The organism is Rhodococcus sp. BE178 (genome assembly GCF_050433545.1).
In the GTDB taxonomy this organism is placed as follows: domain Bacteria; phylum Actinomycetota; class Actinomycetes; order Mycobacteriales; family Mycobacteriaceae; genus Prescottella.
In genome coordinates this window covers 25,347-45,409 of record NZ_JBNPXA010000022.1, presented here as the reverse complement: position 1 = coordinate 45,409, position 20,063 = coordinate 25,347, and the positions used below count along the sequence as shown (strand labels likewise).

Below are 20,063 nucleotides of genomic sequence, written 5' to 3'. Positions count from 1 at the left end.
CAGATTAACTCCGGAGACGACGGAAGGCCCGGTACGCGACCTGAGTCGTGTACCGGGCCTTCCGTCGAACGGGGACCGATCAGGCGAGCGTCTCGCTCGCGACGACGGCCTGGGCGACACCCTGGAGAGTCGCGGCGACCTTGACGGCCTCCCAGACCTGCTCCTTGGTGAGGCCTTCCTTGCGCACGACGGCGTCGTGGGCGGCGGTGCAGTCATGGCAGCCGTTGATCGTCGACACGGCCAGCGACCACAGCTCGAAGTCGGCCTTCTCGACACCGGGGTTGCCGATGATGTTCATGCGAAGACCCATGCGCACCTGGGCGAACTCGTCACCGAGGAAGCTCTTGGCGCGGTAGGCGACGTTGTTCATACCCATGATCGATGCGGCACCGAGGGCGGCGTTGTACGCCTCCGCCGACAGCACGTCGGCGGCCTCTTCCGCGATCTCCTTCAGCACGGTCGCCGACTTGGTGGCGGCCGCGCAGGCGAGGAAGGTGCCCCACAGCTGCTGCTCGTTGAGCTCCGTCGAGCGAGCGAGGGAGCTCAGGTTGAGCTTGAGATCCTTGGCGTACTCGGGAAGCGAGTTCTTGAGGTTCTCGACCGACATGGGTCAGACACCCTCGGTCATGAGAGCGCCCGCGTCGATGGTCGGGTCACCCTTCTTCCAGTTGCAGGCGCACAGCTCGTCGGACTGCAGGGCGTCGAGGACGCGCAGGACCTCGTCGACGTTGCGGCCCACGGAACCGGCCGTGACGGACACGAACTGGATCTCGTTGTTCGGGTCGATGATGAAGGTGGCGCGGTCCGCGACGCCGTCGGCGTTCAGGACGCCGGTGGCCTCGGCCAGCTCACGCTTGAGGTCCGAGAGCATCGGGAAGGGGAGGGTCTTGAGGTCCTCGTGCTGTGCACGCCACTGGAAGTGGACGAACTCGTTGTCGACCGAGGCGCCGAGCACCTGGGCGTCGCGGTCCGCGAACTCGTCGTTCAGCTTGCCGAACGCGGCGATCTCGGTGGGGCACACGAACGTGAAGTCCTTGGGCCAGAAGAAGACGACGCGCCACTTGCCGGCGTAGTCGTCGCTGGTGACGGTGGTGAAGTAGTCGTCGGGCTGCTTGGCGTCGACCTTGGACAGATCGCCACCGATCACGGCGGTCAGGTTGTATGCCGGGAACTGGTCGCCGATGGTCAGCAGAGCCATGTGTCGTCCTCCTACTTGATTTGTGAACATCTGTATGCGCAGGCCACGCACCGTGGATCGGTGGTGGGCGCTACCTCGAGCGGGTCTGCGGTGGCTCTCGTTCGAGGCTCCGTGTCCTGCGCTCTTCGGTATGACTCCATAGTGCCCGAAACCTTTCAAAAGGTAAAGGTGATAGGTGGCACTACACTGATAGGTATGGCTGATGGGACTTATCAACCGACACTGTCACAGCTGCGTGCCTTTGTCGCGGTGGCGGAGTATCGCCACTTCGGCACGGCCGCAGCGCGTTTGAGTGTGAGCCAACCCACACTGTCGCAGGCGCTGGCGTCCCTCGAGAACGGTCTCGGAGTTCAGCTGATCGAACGCAGCACCCGGCGTGTCCTGGTGACGGCGGCGGGGGAGCAGTTGCTGACCCAGGCCAAACTGATCCTCGACGCCGCCGACGGATTCGTCGCCGCGGCCGCCGGGGTCGGCGACAAGCTGGTCGGGCCGCTGCGCCTCGGACTGATCCCCACCGTCGCGCCCTACGTGCTGCCGGCGTTGCTGCCGGCGCTCCGCGCGAAGTTCCCGGCCCTGGTGCCGCAGGTGATCGAGGACCAGACGGCGCGACTGCTCGACGCGCTCCGCACCGGCGCGATCGACGTCGCGGTGCTGGCGCTGCCGTCGGAGGCTCCGGGGCTGATCGAGATTCCGTTGTATCGAGAGGATTTCGTCGTCGTGTTGCCGAGGGAACACCCGTTCGCCGGCCGCGACGACCTGCCACTCGACGTCCTCGACGAACTACCGCTGCTACTCCTCGACGAGGGGCACTGCCTGCGCGATCAAACGTTGGATCTGTGCCGGTCCGTCGACGCACACCCGCTGTCCGGCGACACCCGGGCCACCTCGCTCGCGACCGTCGTGCAGTGCGTCGCAGGCGGATTGGGGGTCACCCTGGTCCCGGACTCGGCGGTACCCGTCGAGACCCGGCGCGGCGACCTCGCCACGGCGCGGTTCGCGGCACCGACCCCCGGCCGGACCATCGGACTGGTGTTCCGCGTCTCGAGCGGGCGCGCGGACGGCTACCGGCAGCTCGCCGAGTTGCTTCGGGACGCCGCTCCGGCGGGAGCGGTGACGGCGGCGTCGTGACGCGGGCGGGCCCTCAGCGGCGCTTGCGCCCGCCCGGCTTGGCCTTGCTGCCGGGCTTGCCGCGCCGCGAATCCTTGGCGCGTGCCTTGCCGGACGTGGGGGCGGACTGCTTCGCGGTGCGCGGCGCAGCCGCCCGGGGCGCCTTGTCCTTGGTCCGCGGCGTCTCGTGCGGGTTGGGTCCGCGCGAGCTGTTGGCGGTGCGTCCGCGGACGATGCCGATGAACTCCTCGACCAGTTCGGTCGTGCGGTCGGTGACCCAAGACAGTGCAACCTCCGACTCGGGCGCGCCTGCCACCGGCCGGTACGTCAGATCCTTGCGGTGGTGCAGCCGGGCGAGGGACTGGGGCACGACCAGGACGCCGACGCCCGCGGCGACCAACTCGATCGCGTCGCCGGTCGAGGCGGGACGGTCCAGGGCGGGCCGACCGGGCAGCTGATCCCAGGTGATCGGGGTGTCCAGCGGATCCAGCACCAGTTCCTCGGCGAGGTCGGACAGCGCGATCTCGTCCGCGGCGGTGAACACGTGGTCCTTCGGCACCACCACGACGGGCGTCTCGGCGTACAGCGTGATGGCGCTCAGGCCGTCGCGGTCGATCGGCAGCCGCACGAGCGCCGCGTCCGCGCGATCCTCCCGCAGGGCCGCGGTCGACTCGGCGGCGGTCGACGCCACCAGCTCGAGCGGGGTGTCGGTGATGCGTTCGTTCCAGATGCGGACCCACTTGGCGGGGGTGACGCCGGGGACGTACGCGAGCCGGAACGGTCGGGGATCAGTCGCCTCTGTCACTCGGCAAGGCTACCTGCAGCGGTGGGTGCAGCCGCGCAGCGCGTGCTCGTTACCCTTGACGTATGACGTCGCAGAAGACCCCCCAGACGATGAAGCCCGCAACCGCGGCGAAGAAGCTGGGTGTGTACCTCCAGGCCACCCCCGCCGAGTTCCAGGACGGCGTGGTGACCCGCGACGAGCTCAGCGAGTGGCAGACCAACCCGCCGGCATGGCTGACCGAACTGCGCGCCAACGGTCCGCACCCGCGTCCCGTCGTCGCCGCCAAGCTGGGTGTGTCGATCTCCGGCCTCACCCGCGGTGGCATCGAGGACGCCCTCACCACCGAGCAGATCGAGGCGCTCCTGGCCGATCAGCCCGACTGGCTCGTCGCCGAGCGCGCCAACCTCGTCGAGGTCCGCAAGGAAGAGAAGCGGGTCAAGGAACTGCAGGCCGTGCGGCGCGAGGAGTCCAACCGCAAGCCGCGCAGCGCCGGTCCGTTCAAGCCGAACGCGTAGGGCGTCTCGTCGGGCTGTTGCTGCGCTCGCCTCTCGGCGGATGTCGCAGTAACAGCCCGACGTCGTCTTCGGACCGGTCAGGTGTTCGAGGGGACGGACGGTGCGGAGGTGTGGCGCCACTGGTCGCGAAGCGACCGCTCCCGTCCGAGCATCCGGGACTGCGCGACGACGCCGGCGACGACGAGCGCGACGTACATCGCGTACCACCACCAGTCGTCGGAGATGGTCGTCGTGAGTGACGCGTGGTCGAAGTCGGCCGTGTCGACGGCCCCGGCGAGCAGCATCACGCCGCCCACCATTGCGACCGCACCGCCGAGGACGCTGACGACCACGAGCAACACCGCGGGCAGATCGACGGCGAGCGTGAGGACTGCCAGCGCCACACCGAGGATCACGCCCACCAGGACGACAACCCAGTTCCAGGTCACGCCGACCGCCACCATCGCGGCCGTGCCGAGAGCGAATCCGACGGACGCCATCGCCAACGTCACCGCCACCGCGTAGTACAGGTAGGCCAGCACGGCGAAGAGCAGCGCCACCAGGATGCCGACGATCCAACCCAGTGCGGTGGCGAAGTAGCCGTCACCGGTGATCGCGGAGACCAGGCCGGCGCCCAGGTTCAAACCCGCGAACGCACCCCAGAGCGCGATCACGAACCGCATGGCGGCCGTACCGCTGAAACAGAACACCGCACCGACGGCGATGGCCAGGATCCCGATCACGATGTCAGACATGCCGAAACCGTACCGCTGCAGTCTGCTTCGTCGGGCTGTTACTGCGCGCGACACTCGGTCGATGACGCAGTAACCGCCCGGAGTTCGCCCGGATCAGCCCTCCGCGACCTCGAACTCGTCGAAGACCACCTCACCGGCCGCGTCGGATTCGGCGAGGTTGACCTCGGCGAGCAGCGCCCAACCATGGTCGCCCTGCGGGTCTTCGAGGACCTGCCGGACCCGCCACAGTGTCGGTTCGACGGTCACCTGGAACAGCTGGGGGCCGCGTGCCGACGGTCCGGTCCCGATCTCCTCGTACTCGTCGAAGTACAGCTCGAGCAGGTCGGCCCAGTCGTCGGCGTCCAGACCGTCGCCGAGTTCGGCGAGCTGGTCCCAGCGCCGGCGTGACGCCAGTTCGACGCGACGGAACATCGCGTTGCGCACCATGACCTTGAACGCGCGGGTGTTCGCGGTGATGGGGCGCGGGATGTCGGCGCCGAACGCGACCTGCTGGTCGTCGGACTCGGCGCCCGGATTGGTGAGCTGCTCCCACTCGTCGAGGAGGCTCGAATCGACCTGGCGGATCAGCTCACCCAGCCACTCGGTGAGGTCCTCGAGTTCCTCGGTGCGGGCCTCCGCCGGAACCGTCTGCCGTAGCGCGCGATACGCGTCGGCGAGGTACCGCAGGACCAGGCCCTCGGAACGGGCGAGGCCGTAGTGGCTCACCAGTTCGGCGAACGTCATCGACCGTTCCACCATGTCGCGGACGACGGACTTGGGGGAGAGGGCGAATTCGCTCATCCACGGATGACCGGCGCGGTAGATCTCGAAGGCCGGGAACAGCAGATCCGCCAACGGCTTCGGCCAGGTGATCTCCTCGAGCAGCTCCATGCGCTCCTCGTACTCGATCCCGTCGGCCTTCATCTCCGCGACGGCCTCGCCGCGTGCCGCGTGCTGCTGTGCCATCAGGATCTGTCGCGGGTCGTCGAGCGTCGACTCGATGATCGATACGACATCGAGTGCATAGGTGTGCGATTCGACGTCGAGCAGTTCGAGCGATGCGAGCGCGAACGGCGACAGTGGTTGATTGAGGGCGAAGTCGCGCTGCAGATCCACCGTCAGCCGCGCCATCCGGCCGTACTCGTCGGGCTCGTCGAGTTGCTGGACGATCCCGGCCTGCAGCAGGCCGCGGTACAGCGAGATCGCCTTGAGGATGTGTTTGCGCTGCGCCGGCCGCGACTCGTGGTTGTCCTCGAGAAGATGCCGCATCGCCTGGAAACAGTTGCCGGGGCGCGCGATCACGTTCAGGAGCATCGAATTGCTCACCGAGAAGCGAGAACTCAGCGGCTCCGGTGAGGCGGCGATCAACTTGTCGAAGGTGCCCTCGCCCCACGACACGAAACCCTCGGGTGCCTTCTTGCGCTGTACCTTCCGGCGCTTCTTCGGGTCGTCGCCGGCCTTCGCGAGGGCGCGCACGTTCTCGATCTCGTGCTCGGGCGCCTGCACGACGACGGTGCCCATCGTGTCGTAGCCGGCGCGGCCGGCGCGGCCGGCGATCTGGTGGAACTCGCGGGCCCGCAGTTGGCGGGTGCGGGTGCCGTCGTACTTGGTGAGGCCGGTCAGCAGCACCGTGCGGATGGGCACGTTGATGCCCACGCCGAGTGTGTCGGTGCCGCAGATGACCTTGAGCAGGCCGTCCTGCGCGAGCCGTTCGATGAGCCGGCGGTACTTCGGCAGCATGCCGGCGTGGTGCACGCCGATGCCGTGACGGACCAGCCGCGACAGCGTCTTGCCGAAGCCGGTGGTGAAGCGGAACGCCCCGATGGCCTCGGCGATCGCGTCCTTCTCGGCGCGCGTGCAGAGGTTCACGCTGGTGAGGGCCTGCGCCCGCTCGAGCGCGGCGGCCTGCGTGAAGTGCACGACGTACACCGGCGCCTGATGGGTCGTGACGAGCTCCTCGATCTCCTCGCCGATCGGCGTCTGCGAGTACGAGAAGTGCAGCGGCACCGGGCGCTCCGAGCCCGACACCTCCGTGGTGGGCCGGCCGGTGCGGCGGGTGAGGTCCGCACACAGGTGGCTCACGTCGCCGAGCGTCGCCGACATAAGCAGGAACTGCGCCTGCGGGAGCTCGATCAGCGGCACCTGCCACGCCCAGCCGCGGTCCGGCTCGGAATAGAAGTGGAACTCGTCCATCACGACCTGGCCGATGTCCGAGCCCGGCCCCTCACGCAACGCGAGGTTCGCGACGATCTCGGCGGTCGCGCAGATGATCGGCGCCGACGAGTTCACCGACGCGTCGCCGGTCATCATGCCGACGTTGTCGGCCCCGAACACGTCGCACAACGCGAAGAACTTCTCGCTGACCAGCGCCTTGATCGGCGCAGTGTAGAACGTTCGCCGGCCCCCGCCGTTCCGCCATGCAGCGAGCGCGAAGAAGTGGGCACCGAGCGCCACCATCGACTTTCCGGAACCCGTGGGCGTGGCGAGGACGACGTTGGCCCCGGAGACCAACTCCATGAGCGCCTCTTCCTGCGCGGGGTACAGCTGCAGGCCGCGATCGCTCGTCCACGACGTGAACGCGTCGAACAGTGCGTCGGCATCTACGCCGTGGGGGTCGACGGATTCGGGGAGAAGATCGGGAAGCAGCACCGTTACAGGCTAGAGCCTTGCCGAGCAATACCGGGCTTCCGGACCCGGGACGCCGCCGCGATCGAGTTTCAGGTGGCGCTGCGTTCGTCGGAGCCCATCGCGTCGAGCACCGCCATGCGGGTCGCGGGAGCGCCGGTGATGGTGCCCTCACCGACGCCGTCGGTCAGCAGGTTCCGCCAGCGGGTCTCGTCGAACTCCAGCGGTGCGGTCGACTCGAGGAAGTTCTCGACCACACCGAGGAAGCGGAGCGGGTCGTCGCGGAACGGGAAGTGACCGGCGTCCTCGAAGATATCGAGGTGTGAGCCGGGCATCGCGGAATGCGCCAGATGCGCGTGGCTGACGGGGATCACCGAGTCGCGCGCGCCCCAGATCAGTTGCACCGGGAGGTTCTCGGTCAGATAGCACCGGTCGAGCATCGTGACCACCTGACCGCGCCAGTCGACCACCGAGCGCAACGTCCGTAGATACGCCTCGTACGCCGTCGGATCTGGCAGGGCGCCGAGCACCCGGACCAGGTCGGGGGTGTCGTGCAGCATCGTGCCGGGACGCAGCGGCGACCCGTGGAGGCGGGAGACGACCTCGCCGATCGCGCGGACCGACGTCATCGCACCCGGAATGCGCAGCAGCTTGAGGGCCTCGTTGACCACCGGCATCGAGATCAGGCGCAGCAGCGGATGCACGTCCTTGGTGACACCGCCGGCCGACACCAGCACCAGACGGTCGACCATGTGCGGGAACTGGTAGGAGAACTGCATCGCGACGCCGCCGCCGAGCGAATGACCGACGACGGTGACCTTGTCGATGTCCAGCACCGAGAGCAGATCGCGCATGCCGTTCGCGTAGGCGGCCACCGAATAGTCGGCGCGGGGCTTGTCGGAGCGCCCGTGGCCGAGGAGGTCCGGTGCGATCACCGTGTAGTTCTGAGCCAGGTGCGGGATGATCTCGCTCCACGTCGACGAGTTGTCGCCGATGCCGTGCAACAGGAGGACGGCCGGACCCTCGCCGGCCATGCGGAACGCGCGCCTGTACCCATGGATGGTGCGGAACACGAGCCGCGGCTCGGTGTCCGGCACCGGGCGGAGCATTCGCGTGCGGGAGTCGCTCATATCGCCTCCTGAAGCTGCTGCCCGGCATGCGGGCACCGCTCAGATATCGATCGTCCGATTATATCCGTGCACCGAGACGCTATGCGCCATATGAGTCGTCAGTGTGACTTCGGATAACGGAAGGGTTTCGTCGTCCACGATACCTGGACGAACGACCAAATGTTGGGTCGATCAAACCTCAGTTCTGATCGTCGTCCCCGGGTGCGTCGTCGTCGAGGCGGGCCTGCTCGGCGAGGAAGCGTTCGAACTCCGCGCCCAGTTCGTCACCGCTCGGCAGGTCGTCGTCGCTCGCGAGGAGCGTCGACTGCTGTTCCTGGGCCGCGACGTACGAGTCGTACTGGTTCTCGAGCGCCCGGACCACCGACTGGACCTCCTCGTTCGACGCGATGTGCTCGTCGATCTGCTCGCGGACCCGAGCCGACGCCTCGCCGAGCGCGACGAGCGGCAGTTCGAGGTCGGCGATCTCCATGACGTTCTCGAGCAGCGTCTCCGCGGCGGCCGGATAGTCGGTTTGCGCGAGGTAGTGCGGAACGTGCACCGAGAAGCCCACGGACTCGTGGCCGTGCTGGCTCATCCGCAGTTCCAGCAGCGACGATGCGCTGCCGGGGACCTGGAGTTCGCCGGACCAGCGGTGATGATCCTTGATCAAGTCCTTGTTGGTCGAGTGCGCGGTCACGCTGAGCGGCCGCGTGTGCGGGATGGCCATCGGAATGGCATTGATCCCGACGGTCCGGCGCACGCCCAATTGCTCTGCGAGCAGGCGGACCGCCGTGGTGAACCGTTCCCAGCGCAGATCCGGCTCCATGCCGGCCAGCAGCAGGAACGGCGTGCCCGCGGTGTCGCGCAGGGCGTACAGGTTGAGTTGAGGAGTCTCGAAGTCCGAGAAGTGGTCTGCCTTGAACGTCATGGTCGGACGCCGCGATCGATAGTCGATGAGCTCGTCCACCGCGAACGACGCGACGAGTTCGGTTTCGAGGCTCTCGCGCAGGTGCTTGGTCGCCAGCTTCACCGCGTGCCCGGCATCGGAGAATCCCTCGAGACCGTGAACCAGGACCGGTCCCAGGCCGTCGGCCGACGACAGATGCGGTGCCGGGAACTCCAGCTCGTACATCTTCGACTGCTCGTCCATGACGGCTCCCTTCCTTCGAACTTCTGCTTCCAGTGTCCCTCACCGGCTCCCGCGTGCCGAAACCGGAGCGGGGGACCAGCGGCGGGGCGCTGCGGTGCCACTGTCGAACAAGATCATCGAATCTCGTCCCTCGAGGGCCAACACCGGGTCGGCCGCATTGATTCCCGGCCCCGGCGCGGCGACGCCTGTACCCGTCGCGATCGATGTTCACCTCGATCGCCGTTCGCGTGTGACAGGCTGTCCGCGCGGAACGAGAACGAGGCGGACACCCCGGCGCTGGGACGATGGAGGCTCGAGCATGTCGCAATGGAAGCGGATCGCCGCGGCGGTGCTGCTGGGGTCGGCTGTCCTGCTCACGGGCTGTTCGGAGGCGGTGACGGGAACTCCGCTGTCGGACGAGTCCGTCGCCGCCGATGCGCGGCCGTTGGGAGACCTCCTTCTCGACCCGGCTGCCTTCCCGCCGCAGTACCCGGCGGTCGTGCTTCCCCCGCAGGCAGTTTCGCAGGCTGCGCCCGACCTGACTGGCATCGCACCGGGCGCCAAGGTGGAACCGGCCGGCTGCAAGCCTCCCGTCCAGGACTACGGCCCCGACGGCACCGCAATGGTCGTGGGCACCGACAACGCCAACCGCTCGACGATCACGATCGAATTGATCCGGGTCGCCACGCCACTCGTGGAGCTCGGAGCGCAGCTGTCCGAGTGCCCGGAGGTGACCGCCACCCGCAACGGGGTGGATTCAGTCGTCCGGACCACCCTCACTCCGCCCCCGCCGATCGATGCTGACGACACCCTCGCGCTGCGTCGTTCGGTGAGCTCGGGCCAGGGCGACCAGGCGGTGACACAGTCGATGCTCACCTTGATCGCGCAGGTCGACGACGTGCGGGTGCAGGCGACGTTCATGTCGTTCGGGGCAGATGCCGACACCGCCGCTCTCGACGAGCTGTTCACCGCGGCGGTACTGAAGGTCCACGCGGGCTGAGCCGCCGACGCTAACACGGCAAACCGACAGTCCTGTCTGTGCCCGGAGCCGTGAGCTCGGGGTTCTGCACAGGCGGCGGCGACATCCACAGGTCCACCGAATCCCCAGGTCGTGCCCCGGGCCGGGGGGCGCCCCGAGCGGCAGGGTCGGGGCATGACGACACCGGCCTTCTCACACGACTCGCCCCGCCCACACAACCCGGCTCTGTCCGGACACAGTGATCTCGGGACCCCGAACGCGGTCCGGATATCCGACCCCGGCGACCTCATCAGCGCCGTACCGGCCCTGCTGGGGTTTCACCCCCGCCGCTCACTGGTCGCGATCTGTCTCACCGGAACCAGCGTCGGCGCGGTGATGCGCCACGACCTCGTGCTCCACGATCCCGCTGGGGTGCACGGCGTGATGGAACTGGTCCTCGACCAGTTCGCGGCGGTGAGTATCCGGGAGGGTGCCGATCGGGTCCTCGTGGTCGTGGTGGACGATCGGATCCCACCCCGCGCGCGTTCGGGCGACCTGTGGCGGCACTCTGCGATCGTCGATCGTTTCCGGGAACTGTTGTGCGCCGGAGGAATCGAGTTGGCGGCCGCGCATCTCGTCCCGCGAATCGAGGCCGGCGTGCATTGGCGGGACCTCGTGGGGCACAGCCGCGGCGTGCTGCCGGATCCCGCCGCATCCGAGGTGGCCGCGGCCCAGGTGTTCGGGGGTCGTGCGATCCGGGGGTCCCGTGAGGAGCTGGAAGCAGTGCTCGATCCGGTTCCGGCTGGCGAGCAGGCGTGCATCGCGGAGATCATCGACGCGGCGCGGGAGGCGAGTGTGCGGGGGTTCGCTCTGGCGCACACGGCGTCCGATCCCGCCGGCGTCGAACGTGCCCACCTCGAACGCGTCCTCGCGCGCATCGCAGCGCTCGACTCGGGTGACGAGATCACGGCGCACGAGTGCGCGGATATGGCACTCGCACTGGAGAATCCGCACGTCCGGGACGCGCTGCTCGCGCTGACGATCGGGGAGCACGCCGACGCGGCCGAACAGATGTGGATTCATCTGGGCAGGTCGTTGCCCGATCCCGAGCGCGCCGAACCGCTCGCGTTGCTCGGCTACAGCTCGTACGTGCGCGGCGACGGTCCGATGGCGGGTGTCGCGCTGTGTGCCGCGCTCGCGGCCGATCCGTGTCATCGGCTCGCGAACCTGCTCGACGACGCCCTGCAGGCCGGGATCCGGCCGGATGCCCTGCGCGACCTCGCTGATCTCGGATACGGGGTGGCGCAGGACCTCGGCGTGCAGCTGCCGCCGCGGGGCGGGTTATCGCCGGGCGGCGTGTGACCGGTCTCCGAGTGCCTGCAGGTACGTCCATGCGTCGGCGACGATCTCGTCGAGATCGGTGTGCTCGGGCTTCCAGCCCAGCTCGTCGATCGCGCGGTCGCTCGATGCGATGAGGACCGCCGGATCACCGGCGCGGCGCGGCGCGTCCTCGGCGGTGATGGGGAGTCCCGTCACTCGTTCGCAGGCCGAAATGACCTCGCGGACAGTGAATCCTGCGCCGCTGCCGAGGTTGTAGATCCGGTGCCGTCCCGGCTCGGACGACTCGAGCGCCAGCAGGTGGGCCTCCGCGAGATCCAGTACGTGGATGTAGTCCCGCACCGCGGTGCCGTCCTTGGTCGGCCAGTCGGTTCCGAACACCGCGATCTTCTCGCGTTGACCGAGCGCGACCTGGAGCACGAGGGGGATGAGATGCGTTTCCACGACACGGTTCTCGCCCGCGCCCTTGTAGGCGCCCGCGACGTTGAAGTAGCGCAGGCTCGTCGCCGCGAGGGAATGCGCGTTCGCATACGACGTGATCGCATGGTCGATCGCGAGTTTCGTGGCGCCGTACGGGTTGGTCGGACGAGTCGGATCGTCCTCCGTGATCGGTGTCCGCGCGGGCTCGCCGTAGGTGGCGGCCGTGGACGAGAACACCAGACGTGGCGTACCGGAGACTCGCATCGCTTCGAGCAGTGCGAGCGTCGTGACGACATTGCCCTGCCAGTACTGCTCGGGGCGCTCGACCGACTCGCCGACGAGCGACTGCGCCGCGAAATGCAGCACACCGTCGAATCGAGGTGCGCTGTCGCCGGATCCGAGAACGGATCCGGCGACAGCAGCCACGTCGCCTTCGATGAAATCGGCGCCGACGGGAACCGCGTCGGCATTACCCGTCGACAGATCGTCGACGACGACCACCTCGTGGCCGCGCTCGAGCAGTACCGTGGCGCACACGCTGCCGACATAGCCGGCACCGCCGGTAACCAGAAGTCTCACCGTTCATCTCCTCTGGCACCGGCGTCGAACCGGCGAAGCGGTCTGTCAGACCTGCTTCACCTGGACGGCGTGGGCCATTTCCTCGGGAAGGTCGAATTCGTCGTGACCGGACACGGTGATCGTCACCGAGCCGGGTCGGGTCTCGACTGTAACCCGGGCATCGGGAACCACGCCCGCCTCACGGAGTTGGCCGATCAGTTCGGGATCGGACTGCACGTGCTCGGCGAGTCGCCGAACCACGACTGCAGTCGGCTTGCCCGGGGGCACGTCGGTGAGCCGGATCAGCGTCTCCGCGTTGCCTGCCGGGCGGTCCAGACCCAGTTCGGCAAGCCCGGGAATCGGGTTACCGTACGGCGACGTCGTCGGGTTGTTCAGCACCTCGACGAGGCGCCGCTCGACGTCCTCGCTCATCACGTGCTCCCACCGGCAGGCCTCGGCATGCACCTGGTCCCAGTCGAGTCCGATGATGTCGACGAGCAACCGCTCGGCGAGACGGTGCTTGCGCATGACCGAGACCGCGAGGTTGCGGCCCTTCTCGGTCAACTCCAGATGACGGTCGCCTGCCACCTGGAGCAATCCGTCACGCTCCATGCGGGCAACCGTCTGGCTCACGGTCGGTCCGCTCTGCTCGAGCCGTTCGGCGATCCGCGCGCGGAGCGGGACGACGCCCTCTTCTTCCAAGTCGTAGATCGTCCGGAGATACATCTCCGTGGTGTCGACCAGATCCTTCACTCTTACACCCCTTCGTCCGGAGTGATTCTACCGGGCAAATCACGTTCCGGGTTCCGCTCGGGCGCCAGGCGCGTCCGGTCCGCCGTCGGGGCTCCGAACCGGTCCCGGACATGGCGCCTCGCGCCTGCCGTGCCGCGGCAAGTAACTTGGGTCCATGACCGCGTCGACAGGTCCCGTCGAGGGCATCTCAGCTTCCGCAAGCGACCGCGTCGTGGTGTGGAGCCCGGACTATCTCAGCTATCGCTGGAGTCCCCAGCATCCGATGAACCCGACCCGTCTCGAGCTGACGATGGATCTGGCGCACGGACTCGGGCTCGTCGAGGGCGCCGAGGTGGTGCGGCCCGACGCCGCCACGGACACCGACCTGCTCCGCATCCACACCCCCGCGTACATCGACGCGGTGAAGCTTGCCGGATCGGTTCAGGACGGCCCGCTGCCCGCGGAGGTCGAGACCCGGCACGGGCTGGGCACCGAGGACAACCCGGTCTTCCCCCGGATGCACGAGGCCAGCGCGATCCTGGCGGGCGGAACCCTGGCGGCGGCCGAGGCGATCGCATCCGGCCGCGCCCGGCGCGCGGTCAGCATCGGCGGCGGAATGCACCACGCGATGGCCGACTGGGCGTCGGGCTTCTGCGTCTACAACGACGCCGCGATCGCGATCTCGTGGTTGCTCGACAACGGATTCGACCGCATCGCGTACGTCGACATCGACGCGCACCACGGCGACGGCGTGCAGCATGCGTTCCTCGGTGACCCACGGGTGCTGACGGTCTCGATCCACCAGCACCCGGCGACCCTGTGGCCGAACACCGGCTGGTCCAGCGAGGTGGGGGCGGGCGCGGCCGAGGGCACCGCCATCAACCTCCCGGTGCTGCCCGGTACCGGCGATGCGCTGTGGCTGAGGGGATTCCACGCGGTGGTTCCCGCCGCGATCGCAGCCTTCCGCCCGCAGATCGTGATCAGTCAGTGTGGCGCAGACAACCATCGGGAGGACCCGCTGGCCGATCTCGCGCTGACCGTCGACGGGCAGCGGGCGGCGTACCTGGCGATGCGCGACCTCGCGGACAGATACGCGGAAGGGCGGTGGCTCGCGGTCGGCGGTGGCGGCTACGGCCTGATCCGTGTCGTGCCGAGGTCTTGGACGCATCTCATCGCCGCGGCGCTGGATCGCGAGATCGATCCCGCCACCACGATTCCCGACTCGTGGCGTGAGAAGGCACACTCCCTTGCACCGAGCGTCGATCTCCCGACGACGATGGGGGAGTCCGGCGACACCGCGTACATGCCGTGGGACGGACCCGGAGGTACGCCGGAAACGGGTGTCGCCTCGATGGACCGGGCCCTGACCCGAATCGACGCGGCAATCATCGCGACCCGCCGCGCCACGTTCCCACTGCTCGGACTCGATCCGGAGGATCCCCGTGACTGACGGCACCGCCAAAGACGCCAAGGAAGTCGATGTCGAACGGGCACGGAACTTCCCGCGCCACTGGCTGGCGGACGTGCTGGCCTCCGACGGCGGCGTCGTCCACCTGCGGCCGATCGTCCCCGACGACGCCGACAAGCTCGTCGAGTTCCACAGCAAGCTCTCCGAGCGCACCCGGTATCTGCGTTACTTCGGTCCGTACCCCACGATGTCCAAGCGCGACATCGTCAACTTCACCACCGTCGACCACCGCAACCGCGTCGCCTTCGTCGCGATCCTGGGTGACGAGATCATCGCCGTGGGCCGCTACGAGCGGTTGCTCGACGTGGGCGACGGCCGGTCCGCCGAAGTCGCGTTCGTCGTCGCGGACGCCCACCAGGGCCGCGGGCTCGGGCCGATCCTGCTCGAACACCTCGCCGGTGCGGCGGCGGAGAACGGTCTGAACATGTTCGTCGCGGAGGTGCTCGCGGAGAACCGGAACATGGTCTCGGTGTTCCGTGAGGCCGGATACCAGGTGAGCCGCAGCTTCGACGGCGGAGTGTTACGCCTCGAGTTCGCGATCGACCCAACCGAAGCGCTGCTGTCGGTGCGGAACTCCCGCGAGCGCGCTGCCGAGGCGCGCAGCGTCCGCAACGTCCTCAGCCCGCGGTCCGTCGCCGTCATCGGGGCGTCCACCGACAGCTCCAAGGTGGGCAACGCGGTGCTGGTGAACCTGTTGCGTGGCAACTTCTCCGGTCCGGTGTATCCGGTCAACGCCGAGCACCGGTCGGTCCGTGGCGTCCGGGCGTACCCGACGGTGCGCGACATCCCCGACGACGTCGACCTGGCAGTGGTCGCGGTGCCGGCGGAGTCCATCGACGCGGTGCTCGACGACTGCCTCGCGAAGGGCGTCAAGGCGCTGGTGGTGGTGTCGGCGGGATTCAGCGAGACCGGTCCGGACGGACGGCACTCCGAACGCCGGCTCGTGCACGCCGCGCGGGCGCACGGTATGCGGCTCATCGGCCCCAACGCGCTCGGCGTCGCCAACAACGACGTCGCCGTCTCGCTCAACGCGACGCTGGCCCCGGTGCTGCCCAATCCGGGCAAGGTCGGTTTCTTCTGCCAGTCCGGCGCCCTGGGCATCGCGATCCTCGACCAGGCCGCCAAACGTCAACTGGGACTGTCGACTTTCGTCTCCGCCGGCAATCGCGCCGACGTGTCCGGCAACGACCTGCTCCAGTACTGGGACACCGATCCCGACACCGAAGTGGTCCTGCTGTACCTGGAGAGCTTCGGCAATCCCCGCAAGTTCTCCCGGATCGCCCGGCGGGTGGCACGGAACAAGCCGATCGTCGCGGTCAAGAGCGGACGCCACGCGGTGCCCCCGGCGCTGGCGGCGACCGGTGTCGAGATGGACGATTCCATCGTGCGGTCGCTCTTCGAACAGGCCGGTGTCGTGCAGGTCGGGTCGATCTCCCAGCTGTTCGACTGCGCGATGCTCTTCGGATACCAGCCGCTGCCGGCCGGGCCGCGGGTCGCGGTGGTCGGCAACTCGACCGCCCTCGGGGTGCTCGCCTCCGATGCCGCGCGCCGCGAGGGGCTGCAGGTGGGGGAGCCAGTCGATCTCGGCGCGCAGGCGACTCCCGAGATGTTCGCCGGGGCCGTGTCGCGAGCACTCGCATCGTTCGACGTCGACGCCGTGATCGCGGTGTTCGCGCCGCCGGTCGCGGTGCCCGTCGAGCCGTACGCGCAGGCCCTGCGTGAGGCCGTGATCGGCGCCGACAAGCCGATTCTCACCACGTTCCTGGCGACCGAGGGCATCCCCGACGTCCTGGCGGTGCGCGGTCCGGACGGGCATCCGACGCGCGGCTCGGTGCCGTCGTTCCCCGGCCCGGAACGTGCCGCGTTGGCATTGGCGCGGGCCTGGCGGTACTCCGCGTGGCGTGGACGTCCGGTGTCGAAGGTGGTGCGCCCCAACGGGATCGACCCGGACCGCGCGAAGCGGCTGATCGACGGTTGGCTGGGGGAGTCGAACGGGCGGTGGCTGTCGGACTTCGAGGCGGCGCAACTGCTCGAGTGCTACGGGGTGCACGTGGTGGAGTTCCGCGCGGCGACCACCGAGGACGAGGCGGTCGAGGCGGCGGACGAACTCGGCTACCCGGTCGCGGTCAAGGCGACCGGTGAACAGTGGCGGCACCGCCCCGACCTCGGAGGCGTGCGGCTGGACCTGGTGGGACCGGACTCCGTGCGGTTGGCGTACCGCGATCTTGCGGCCGCGTCCGGTGAGCCCCTGTTGCACGTGCAGAAGATGGCGACCAAGGGCATCGGCTGTGTCGTCGGGGTCCAGGACGACCCGTCGTTCGGCTCGCTCATCTCGTTCGGGCTGGCCGGCGTGATCTCCGATCTACTGGGGGACCGCGCCTACCGAGTACTGCCACTGACCGAGGACGAGGCCACCGAGCTGATCGACGCGCCCAAGGCCGCACCCCTGCTGTCGGGCTACCGCAGCGCGGTCCCGGTCAACAAGAAGGCCCTCGTCGATCTCGTGCAGCGGGTGTCCGCCCTCGCCGACGACCTGCCGGAGGTTCGTTCGCTCGCGTGCGAACCGGTGCTCGCGTCGGCGCAGGGTGCCGAGGTGACCGATGCCCGGGTGCGGATCGGACCGGAGCCGAGCATGGCGGATCTGGGTCCGCGGCGACTGCGGGAGTGGTGAACCGGACCGGGAACCGCAGGAACCCGGCCGGGAAATGCGAAAACCCGGCCGGTCGTGGCCCCCGAGGGGGGAGGGGGCACGACCGGCCGGGAGGCGCGGGAGAGCGTTCGGGTCAGCTGGCGTACGAGCGCAGTCGATCGGCACGCTCACCCTGGCGGAGCTTGCCCATCACCTCGCGCTCGATCTGGCGCACCCGCTCGCGCGAGAGGCCGAACAGTTTGCCGATCTGGTCGAGCGTGCGGGGCTGGCCGTCGTCGAGGCCGTAACGCAGCCGGATCACCTGCTGCTCGCGTTCGTCGAGCGTCGCGAGGACGCTGCGGACGTCGCTGTGCAGCAGCCCGGCGATGACGGCGTTCTCCGCGGACGTCGCCTCGGAGTCCTCGATGAAGTCGCCCAGCGGCGCTTCCTCGTCGTTGCCGACCGGCATGTCCAGGCTCACCGGGTCGCGGCTGTGATCGAGCAGGTCCGCGATCTTGTGCTCGGGGATGCCCGACTCCTGCGACAGCTCCTCGTCGGTGGCCTCGCGGCCCAGCTGCTGGTGCAGTTCGCGCTTGATGCGGGCGAGCTTGTTGACCTGCTCGACGAGGTGGACGGGCAGGCGGATGGTGCGGCTCTGATCCGCCATGCCGCGAGTGATGGCCTGACGGATCCACCACGTCGCGTACGTCGAGAACTTGAAGCCCTTCGCGTAGTCGAACTTCTCCATCGCACGGATCAGACCGAGGTTGCCTTCCTGGATGAGGTCCAGTAACGGCATGCCGCGTCCGGTGTACCGCTTCGCCAGCGACACCACGAGACGCAGGTTCGCCTCGAGCAGGTGGCGCCGGGCGGCCTCGCCGTCACGGACGATCGTGGCGAGGTCCCGCTTCTTGACGGCCGTGAGGCGCTTCTTGGTCTCCAGCACGTGCTTGGCATAGAGCCCAGCTTCGATCCGCCGCGCCAGGTCGACTTCGTCTGCAGCGGTCAGCAGTGCTGTCCGGCCGATCCCGTTCAGGTAGACGCGAACGAGATCCGCGGCCGGGCTCTGGCTGTCCAGATCGGAATCGGCGGTGCGGGGTCGAGTGGTGCTGGGGCTTGTCATGACGTGCCTCCTCGTCGGGGTGTCTCATATGCCTCAACGCTCCGACGGCCCGGGAAAGTTCCCGAACGGATTCACCTCTGCGGCCCGTGACCTGCGCGTTCCGGGTGCCTCCCCTGAGAAGTTCCTGAGAAGGTACCCGCCCGGGAACGCGCGTCAGGCGGGCTCGATCAGCCCGTGACGCACAAGCGAATGGACCAGTGGTACTGCCGTGGCCGTCAGCGACTCCTCGTCCTCACCGTGCGCGAAGGCGAGCAGCGTGATGAGCTCTTCCAACGCCAGTCCGTCGTCACGCATTCCCGCGAGCAGTGCCGCTGTGAGATCGTCCACCTCGTGCTGCCACTGCGGTCCGTTGCCGCGATGCACGCGCGCCACCACCTGATCCCAGCCGTCCTCGCCCGGTAGGTACACCCGCTCGAGGGCGGTGTCGGGCCGGACCGCGAAGCGTGCCGACAGGACATCGTGCTCCCGCAGCCACGCGAGACGCTCGAAGTAGGCGAGGGCCTCGTCGCCGAGTGGGTCGGTGAAGCCGTGGCGCAGGTCCTCGCACAGGATGTCCGACGGCTCGTCCGTGCGCCGGAGATAGACGAAGCCGAAGCCCACGCCCTCGACGTCGGCCTGCTCCAGGTGGTCGAGCCATCTCTGGGCACGGGCCTGCACGGCCGGGTCACGAGGGTCACCGCCGCCGTCGCGCAGCCACGTGCCGACGTAGAGCGCGGGATCGGCGACGTCGCGCTGGACGATCCAGGCATCGATCCCGTGTGCCGGCAGCCACGAGGCAATCCGGTGTCGCCAGTCCTCGCCCTCCACGTGCAGCCACGACGCCAGCAGCGCCGCCGTCCCACCGGTGTTCAGGTACTCCGCCGACCGGGAGATCATCAGCTCGCTCGCCTCGTCCAGGTCCAGGCCCGAGTCGCGGTAGCTGTTGACGACGCGGGCCTCGCTCACGACGAACGGCGGATTCGCGACCACCTGGTCGAACGTCCGGCCCTCGACCGGCTCGAACCACGAGCCCTCGAGGAGTTCGAAGTCCAGGCCGTTGAGCGCGGCGGTCGCCGCGGTCAGATCCAGTGCCCGCGGGTTGATTTCGGTGGCGGTGACCGTGCCCGAATAGTCCGCGGCGCGCAGGGCCTGGATGCCGCAGCCGGTGCCCACGTCGAGCACGGTGCCCACCGGACGAGTGGGGGTCCCCTGCAGCAGCGACAGCGACGCGTGACCGACACCGATGACGTGGTCGTCGGCGGTCGGTCGGGCGCGCATCGAGCCGTCGAGATCCGACAGCACCCACCGGTTCCCCGTGCCGAGGTCGAGGGGGCGGAGGTCGAGTTCGGCGCGCACCGTCTCGCCGGTGCGCGAGAGCAGGCCGGCCGCGACCGCGTCGTCCAGCGCGAGTGGTGCGAGCGCGGACGCGACGTCGGCCGCATCGCAGTCGTCGCACAGGAGGAACAGTCGAACGAGCTGTCCCAGGTCGCCGCCGTTCGCGGTGGCGCGGCGGACCGGCACCGGTTCGTGCCGGTCGAGCGCGGCGTGGGCGTCGGCACCGAGAAGATCGAGAATCGAGTCGGTGTCGTACGCGCAGCGCGTCAGCGCTTCTCGGAGCGGGCCGCAGATGGAGAGCAGGAGGTCACGGGTCACGCGAGCATTGTTGCAGCCGTCATCG

At 68.7% G+C, this 20,063-nt stretch carries 17 protein-coding genes; 6 read left to right on the top strand and 11 right to left on the bottom strand.

What is annotated here, in order from left to right:
* Window positions 1-79 precede the first annotated feature (79 nt).
* On the bottom strand, window positions 80-607 hold the full coding sequence (locus J2X34_RS26610; protein ID WP_429520177.1) for a carboxymuconolactone decarboxylase family protein: 528 nt from the start codon (window positions 605-607) through the stop codon (window positions 80-82).
* Window positions 608-610: 3 nt separating this feature from the next.
* Window positions 611-1,198: a peroxiredoxin gene (locus J2X34_RS26605; RefSeq protein WP_114719895.1), complete on the bottom strand. Its 588-nt coding sequence runs from the start codon at window positions 1,196-1,198 to the stop codon at window positions 611-613.
* Window positions 1,199-1,393: 195 nt separating this feature from the next.
* Between J2X34_RS26605 and J2X34_RS26600 the strand changes: the two genes are divergently transcribed.
* Window positions 1,394-2,326: a LysR substrate-binding domain-containing protein gene (locus tag J2X34_RS26600; protein WP_174909771.1), complete on the top strand. Its 933-nt coding sequence runs from the start codon at window positions 1,394-1,396 to the stop codon at window positions 2,324-2,326.
* A gap of 13 nt (window positions 2,327-2,339) precedes the next feature.
* Here the strand turns inward: J2X34_RS26600 and J2X34_RS26595 are convergent, their stop codons facing one another.
* Entirely contained in the window at window positions 2,340-3,110 is a 771-nt protein-coding gene (locus J2X34_RS26595; protein ID WP_174909773.1) for a LysR substrate-binding domain-containing protein, read from the bottom strand.
* 62 nt (window positions 3,111-3,172) lie between these two features.
* Between J2X34_RS26595 and J2X34_RS26590 the strand changes: the two genes are divergently transcribed.
* Window positions 3,173-3,604 (top strand): DUF5997 family protein, encoded by a 432-nt coding sequence (locus J2X34_RS26590; protein WP_114719901.1) that lies wholly within the window; start codon window positions 3,173-3,175, stop codon window positions 3,602-3,604.
* Window positions 3,605-3,681: 77 nt separating this feature from the next.
* On the opposite strand, the gene J2X34_RS26585 is transcribed toward J2X34_RS26590, so the two are convergent.
* The 4 genes from J2X34_RS26585 to J2X34_RS26570 form a co-directional block, all read right to left on the bottom strand.
* Window positions 3,682-4,338, bottom strand: coding sequence for a DUF4203 domain-containing protein (locus J2X34_RS26585; RefSeq protein ID WP_114719903.1), 657 nt, complete (start codon window positions 4,336-4,338; stop codon window positions 3,682-3,684).
* A 93-nt stretch (window positions 4,339-4,431) separates the two neighbouring features.
* Entirely contained in the window at window positions 4,432-6,966 is a 2,535-nt protein-coding gene (locus J2X34_RS26580) for a DEAD/DEAH box helicase (protein ID WP_429520176.1), read from the bottom strand.
* Window positions 6,967-7,034: 68 nt separating this feature from the next.
* Complete coding sequence (locus J2X34_RS26575) at window positions 7,035-8,072, bottom strand: alpha/beta fold hydrolase (protein ID WP_429520175.1); 1,038 nt, start codon at window positions 8,070-8,072, stop codon at window positions 7,035-7,037.
* A 178-nt stretch (window positions 8,073-8,250) separates the two neighbouring features.
* The gene (locus J2X34_RS26570; protein ID WP_114719909.1) at window positions 8,251-9,201 is read right to left on the bottom strand and encodes a proteasome assembly chaperone family protein; all 951 of its coding nucleotides are present in this window, start codon (window positions 9,199-9,201) and stop codon (window positions 8,251-8,253) included.
* A 298-nt stretch (window positions 9,202-9,499) separates the two neighbouring features.
* Between J2X34_RS26570 and J2X34_RS26565 the strand changes: the two genes are divergently transcribed.
* Window positions 9,500-10,180: a sensor domain-containing protein gene (locus tag J2X34_RS26565; RefSeq protein WP_174909778.1), complete on the top strand. Its 681-nt coding sequence runs from the start codon at window positions 9,500-9,502 to the stop codon at window positions 10,178-10,180.
* A 153-nt stretch (window positions 10,181-10,333) separates the two neighbouring features.
* On the top strand, window positions 10,334-11,500 hold the full coding sequence (locus J2X34_RS26560) for a DUF4192 domain-containing protein (protein WP_429520174.1): 1,167 nt from the start codon (window positions 10,334-10,336) through the stop codon (window positions 11,498-11,500).
* Here the strand turns inward: J2X34_RS26560 and galE are convergent.
* Window positions 11,480-12,475 (bottom strand): UDP-glucose 4-epimerase GalE, encoded by a 996-nt coding sequence (galE, locus tag J2X34_RS26555; protein ID WP_429520173.1) that lies wholly within the window; start codon window positions 12,473-12,475, stop codon window positions 11,480-11,482. The two genes, J2X34_RS26560 and galE, sit on opposite strands and share 21 nt — an antisense overlap.
* A gap of 45 nt (window positions 12,476-12,520) precedes the next feature.
* Window positions 12,521-13,207, bottom strand: coding sequence for a metal-dependent transcriptional regulator (locus J2X34_RS26550; protein WP_114719917.1), 687 nt, complete (start codon window positions 13,205-13,207; stop codon window positions 12,521-12,523).
* A gap of 154 nt (window positions 13,208-13,361) precedes the next feature.
* Here J2X34_RS26550 and J2X34_RS26545 point away from each other — a divergent pair, with 154 nt between their 5' ends.
* Together J2X34_RS26545 and J2X34_RS26540 are read left to right on the top strand one after the other, a co-directional pair.
* Window positions 13,362-14,636: an acetoin utilization protein AcuC gene (locus J2X34_RS26545; protein ID WP_114719919.1), complete on the top strand. Its 1,275-nt coding sequence runs from the start codon at window positions 13,362-13,364 to the stop codon at window positions 14,634-14,636.
* The gene (locus tag J2X34_RS26540) at window positions 14,629-17,325 is read left to right on the top strand and encodes a bifunctional GNAT family N-acetyltransferase/acetate--CoA ligase family protein (protein WP_114719921.1); all 2,697 of its coding nucleotides are present in this window, start codon (window positions 14,629-14,631) and stop codon (window positions 17,323-17,325) included. The genes J2X34_RS26545 and J2X34_RS26540 overlap by 8 nt, the downstream gene beginning before the upstream one ends.
* 112 nt (window positions 17,326-17,437) lie before the next feature.
* Here J2X34_RS26540 and J2X34_RS26535 read toward each other — a convergent pair whose 3' ends face one another.
* A complete protein-coding gene (locus tag J2X34_RS26535) occupies window positions 17,438-18,406 on the bottom strand; it encodes a sigma-70 family RNA polymerase sigma factor (RefSeq protein WP_114719924.1) in 969 nt (322 codons plus the stop codon).
* 153 nt (window positions 18,407-18,559) lie between these two features.
* Window positions 18,560-20,038, bottom strand: coding sequence for a DUF7059 domain-containing protein (locus tag J2X34_RS26530; RefSeq protein ID WP_429520172.1), 1,479 nt, complete (start codon window positions 20,036-20,038; stop codon window positions 18,560-18,562).
* Between the last annotated feature and the right edge of the window lie 25 nt (window positions 20,039-20,063).

Coding starts and splice junctions, on each gene's coding strand:
- J2X34_RS26535 (WP_114719924.1), bottom strand. CDS start 18,406: ATGACAAGCCCCAGCACCACTCGACCCCGCACCGCCGATTCCGATCTG.
- J2X34_RS26610 (WP_429520177.1), bottom strand. CDS start 607: ATGTCGGTCGAGAACCTCAAGAACTCGCTTCCCGAGTACGCCAAGGAT.
- J2X34_RS26545 (WP_114719919.1), top strand. CDS start 13,362: ATGACCGCGTCGACAGGTCCCGTCGAGGGCATCTCAGCTTCCGCAAGC.
- J2X34_RS26570 (WP_114719909.1), bottom strand. CDS start 9,201: ATGGACGAGCAGTCGAAGATGTACGAGCTGGAGTTCCCGGCACCGCAT.
- J2X34_RS26605 (WP_114719895.1), bottom strand. CDS start 1,198: ATGGCTCTGCTGACCATCGGCGACCAGTTCCCGGCATACAACCTGACC.
- J2X34_RS26575 (WP_429520175.1), bottom strand. CDS start 8,072: ATGAGCGACTCCCGCACGCGAATGCTCCGCCCGGTGCCGGACACCGAG.
- J2X34_RS26590 (WP_114719901.1), top strand. CDS start 3,173: ATGACGTCGCAGAAGACCCCCCAGACGATGAAGCCCGCAACCGCGGCG.
- J2X34_RS26600 (WP_174909771.1), top strand. CDS start 1,394: ATGGCTGATGGGACTTATCAACCGACACTGTCACAGCTGCGTGCCTTT.
- J2X34_RS26585 (WP_114719903.1), bottom strand. CDS start 4,338: ATGTCTGACATCGTGATCGGGATCCTGGCCATCGCCGTCGGTGCGGTG.
- J2X34_RS26560 (WP_429520174.1), top strand. CDS start 10,334: ATGACGACACCGGCCTTCTCACACGACTCGCCCCGCCCACACAACCCG.
- J2X34_RS26565 (WP_174909778.1), top strand. CDS start 9,500: ATGTCGCAATGGAAGCGGATCGCCGCGGCGGTGCTGCTGGGGTCGGCT.